At 44.9% G+C, this 4142-nt stretch carries 4 protein-coding genes and 1 pseudogene; 2 read left to right on the top strand and 3 right to left on the bottom strand.

The window, feature by feature from the left end; all coding sequences use genetic code 11:
• Nucleotides 1–112: pseudogene (locus tag HUX64_RS19530) on the top strand (IS1 family transposase); the annotation flags it as partial.
• A 661-nt stretch (nt 113–773) separates the two neighbouring features.
• Here the strand turns inward: HUX64_RS19530 and HUX64_RS02320 are convergent.
• From HUX64_RS02320 to HUX64_RS02310, 3 genes are all read right to left on the bottom strand, one after another.
• Nucleotides 774–1358 carry a helix-turn-helix domain-containing protein gene (locus tag HUX64_RS02320; RefSeq protein ID WP_281355243.1) on the bottom strand — a complete coding sequence of 195 codons (585 nt, stop codon included), beginning with the start codon at nt 1356–1358 and terminating at the stop codon, nt 774–776.
• Nucleotides 1359–1845: 487 nt separating this feature from the next.
• On the bottom strand, nt 1846–2367 hold the full coding sequence (locus HUX64_RS02315) for a DUF2380 domain-containing protein (protein ID WP_174624631.1): 522 nt from the start codon (nt 2365–2367) through the stop codon (nt 1846–1848).
• Nucleotides 2368–2383: 16 nt separating this feature from the next.
• Nucleotides 2384–2827, bottom strand: coding sequence for a cupin domain-containing protein (locus HUX64_RS02310; protein WP_174624630.1), 444 nt, complete (start codon nt 2825–2827; stop codon nt 2384–2386).
• A gap of 224 nt (nt 2828–3051) precedes the next feature.
• Here HUX64_RS02310 and HUX64_RS02305 point away from each other — a divergent pair, with 224 nt between their 5' ends.
• Entirely contained in the window at nt 3052–4080 is a 1029-nt protein-coding gene (locus HUX64_RS02305; RefSeq protein ID WP_174624629.1) for a histidine kinase, read from the top strand.
• Nucleotides 4081–4142 lie beyond the last annotated feature (62 nt).

The raw sequence follows: 4142 nt of genomic DNA, 5'->3' as shown, positions 1-4142 counted from the left end.
CCTTGCCAGGTTGCGCCGCAAGTCAAAATGCTACAGCAAGTGCCAAAAGATGTTGGAATATTCCGTAAGGCTTCTGATGGCTAAAAGAAATAATGAGATTATCTATAGTTAATTAGCAATACCTAAATTTTTAACAAAGAATTTTAGACAAGTGGAAATATTATGCGCTTTTAATAAATAATGCCAAAGTCCGTGCCAGTCAAGGCCAAAAAGGCACTCATAAAGATTACTCTAACCGTTGCTGTTACAGGGAATAATGGCCCGTAAAAGCCGCCTCGGACAGTTCATTCAAGACTGTAGACATCAGGGCACCTTGCAAGAGAATCGGCTACCTTTGTCCGATTGCTTTAAAAAAGCCTGTTTTAGTGGCTTTGAGACTGGCTGAGATTACTTTATGTTTTCTTGATCCAGATCAATATCATTTCTTCTTTAAATGCAATAATCCCATATCCTTCACAAGTTGAGGGCAATCAAACTCTCCTTTCCCCTGACTGCGGGTTAAAAGGCGCTATTTAAAACCTCACAAACGAGAAAAGTCTATGAAAATTATTAGCCATTTTTTATTACTAATTATTACTGCTGCAACTATTACAGCCTGTGGTGAGAGTAAAGGGCCCAGTAAGACGCCTGCTTCGAATTCTGCAGAAATAGTGCTGAAGTAATCGTTATTACTGACTGCAAGAACTAAAGTACTGCCTCTTCACAATGCAGTACATTTGTTCTTGCTGAATAAGAAGCCGCTCAATCTGCAGAGGATAAGTGTTCAACTGACCTTAAGGTTCAACAATTAATCGTAGCAAGTTCAAATCATTAATTTGAACACTGCGTTGTTTAAGGGTGATGACGCCATTCTTTTTTAAAACCGCGAACTGGCGACTGACCGTTTCAATAGTTAAGCCAAGAAAATTGGCAATATCCTGACGGCGCATACTCAGATTAAACTCTGAGTCTGAAAAACCAAGTGCGCCATAGCGCTGTGATAGCATCAACAAAAATGTTGCCATTTTTTGTTTTGCGGAACGATGCCCAAGCAAAACTATTTTGTCATGGTCAGATACGATTTCTTTGCTTAACATTCGCATCAGTTGAAGTTGAAGACCAGGTATTTCCGCACATAAGCCATTGAGACGGGATAAGGGTAGTTCACAGACCAAACCAGTTTCCAGTGCCACCGTAGAACAGGTAAAGTTTCCATGTTGAAAAGAACCCAGGCCCATTAACTCACTCGGCAAATAGAACCCTATGGTTTGCTCAACGCCTTCCGAGTTTGTTATAAAACTTCTGAAAGAGCCTGATTTAACAGCATACAAATTCTGACATTCCTGACCCTGAACATACAGGAACTGATCAGTTCGCATAGGCCGTTTGGCTTTAACAATCTCATCAAGCAGCCTGACTTCATTTATTTGGAGCCCGTAAGGGAGGCATAAATCAGCCAGCCTGCAATCCAGGCATGAAGTCGTGTGAGAATTGAATTCCATAAGATATATACAGATTAAATTATTTTGTCATTCGATCTGACAGCGCCTTTAGAATTGCCGGGCAAGCCCATCACTCAGGAAGGAGTCTCATTCCATGCTGCATTACTCTCTGATGCACGATCATAAGTCCTGAGAATCAAAAATGAAAGCCTATCAAAGTCTGAACCATACGAAGTGGGATTGCAAATCCTGTAGCTTTCAACCTGAAGAGGGGAAAGATAGAGCTACTCGGAGCCTTGCGGAAACACTTGGAAAACTGGGTGGCGAAAAGGGCAATTAAACCTTTTGAAAAAGCTGTCGCCTTCAGATGTTGATCCGGCGACAACAATAGCAGGCAGGGTGACATTCCCTCAGGCATAATCCGTTATTGATTTACTGTTTCAGTAATTTTATCGGCAAGCGCCTTAACGCCTCGATGCATTACTTTTTCATGGCTCCCTTTGAGCTCAATCGCATAGCTGCCTGCCAGATGCTGCGTTTTTACGTTAATTAAATGGGCCATTAGGTAAGAGTACAAAAAGCTGGGTTTGCTATGCTGCCCGACAATCACCCAATCAGCGCCAAACTGCCTGCCAAGTTTGGCGGCCGCATCAGTAAACCTGAAAAGATAGCCAAATCCTGAATTAGCCGCTTTTTGGGCATCGGCGTTTATGTGAATAATTTCATAATTACCGGCGTTATTAAGCGCCTGCTCAAGCAAGGGCTTGATCGAACCGGTGCGGCTTGACTCTGCCGGCGTATTCGGTAATGACGTGATGTCATTCAATTCAAAGTTTAAAATGGCGATGCGGGTTGCCGCATTTACTGAATTACTCATAATCAGGCCGATGACCGCTATCATCCATACCTGATTTAAGCCTTTTTTGTTTAATTGCAAAAGCTTCATTTTTACTCCAGGACCGTTATTTTTTGCATTCTTGCTGGGCTTTACATAAGCCGATTAAATCCTGCATGCCAAGCGTAGCGATAACCGTTAAGTCATCATCAAGAATCTCGTAGCAAACGCCATCACTGCCGCGAATGCTGAAAAAAACGATAGCATCCATATCGCCGCCGCCTTCTCTATGCGGATCATCGCTGGGCGGACTGGATGTATAGCGTCCGACTGGCCTTACTTCCTTCAGGGCCCCATCGGCTTCATAAAGACGATGCTCGCCCTGAATAACAAACGTGTTATTCAGGGCTAAATGCCGGTGCAGAACAATTCGCCTGTTTGCCGCAAACTTGAATAACACATCGATGATTTTATTGTTTTCATCGATGTCGAGAATCGAATAGGCAAGATTATCAAAACCTTCAAGGTGTTGCCATTGAATATTGCAATCATCAAAAAGATAGCTTGACATGGATTTTCCTCTTATTAGTTTTATCGATTGAATAGTCATCAGCTTAGCGTAGCAGCGTAATCAAGTAAGCTGAAAGGCGCCTGCAAAAGCCGGGCAATTTGCCCGACCTTACACCTGCCTATTTTCCTGATCGGCCATGCCGGCTTAAAATAGCCTGAAAGCCATAAAATAACGGCAATTAATAACGCTTGCTGAATCGCCGCCAAATATTGAATAAGCCTGCTATGAATCTTAAAGTTTATCTGGTATCGCATATTATCCTTATTACCGCTGTCTGCCTGTTGGCTACAGCGGTGTATGTGTTCTATCAAGCTGATCGGCAAACACGGCTTGAAACCCGCCTAACGGCTGAATCTATCGACAAGCAATTGGAACTGCAACTGCTGCGTAGTGCAGCCGGCTTCGGTCAGCCGGAACGTTTCCCGGATTTTGGCTTATGGAAAGAAACCAGCACTGCACCGGGCATTTGCGTAAATTATTTATCAGGGCACAGCAATCTCAAGCGGAGTCTCTGCAATGGCTCAGCAACAGCGGCGCGTAGCTGGCCGGCCTGGTTTGAATATATTTACCGCAGGGCATTCAATCCGGGCTTTGCCGTGACGCGGCAAGTGACATTCAAAGGCCAGGTTCAGGGCTCCGCCAGCGTTGAGCCCAGTGCGGAAATGGAAATAGCGAGCGCCTGGCATCAGGTTGGCGGCTTGATGTCGCTGTCTGCCAGCACTACACTGGCGCTGTGCTTGCTGGTTTATTTCACCGTGAATCGAGCCCTGGATCCGGCTCAAGCCATCGTTGCGGGACTTGAGAAAATGAAGGAAGGGGAGTTGTCGTTTCGGCTGCCGACATTCAAACTCGATGAATGGCAGCGGACAGCAAAGGCTATCAATCAACTGGCGTCCAGCCAGCAGCAGCTTCTTTCCGAGCGTAAGCAGTTAACAGTAAAGTTGATGACTGTCCAGGAGCACGAACGGCGTTATCTGGCCCGCGAGCTTCATGATGAATTTGGCCAATGTCTGGCTGCGATCAACGCCGTTGCGGCATCTATTTCGCAAACTGCGGAAAATGACTGCCCCGGATTAGTTCATGATGCGAAAAACATCAGTCGAATTACCCGACACATGCTGGAACTTTTGCGCGGACTCTTGCAGCGCCTGCGCCCTGCTGATATTGATGATCTGGGGCTTGCTGCGAGTCTAAGAAGCTGTTTGGAAATTCATCTTTTCGCCCATAAGGTATCAATTTTGATTATGAAATAAATAGTATGAGCACAAAAAACGGAAAAAACGTTACCCGAGTAATTTGAGTGAGGGGGCATGGC

This window comes from Candidatus Methylobacter favarea (assembly GCF_902806695.1).
GTDB classification, from domain to species: Bacteria; Pseudomonadota; Gammaproteobacteria; order Methylococcales; family Methylomonadaceae; genus Methylobacter_B; species Methylobacter_B favarea.
This window is presented reverse-complemented; position numbering and strand designations above follow the sequence as displayed.

Bases quoted from the DNA above. Each gene is read 5' to 3' on its own strand.
- HUX64_RS02310 (WP_174624630.1), bottom strand. From the start codon at position 2,827: ATGTCAAGCTATCTTTTTGATGATTGCAATATTCAATGGCAACACCTT.
- HUX64_RS02315 (WP_174624631.1), bottom strand. From the start codon at position 2,367: ATGAAGCTTTTGCAATTAAACAAAAAAGGCTTAAATCAGGTATGGATG.
- HUX64_RS02305 (WP_174624629.1), top strand. From the start codon at position 3,052: ATGAATCTTAAAGTTTATCTGGTATCGCATATTATCCTTATTACCGCT.
- HUX64_RS02320 (WP_281355243.1), bottom strand. From the start codon at position 1,358: ATGCGAACTGATCAGTTCCTGTATGTTCAGGGTCAGGAATGTCAGAAT.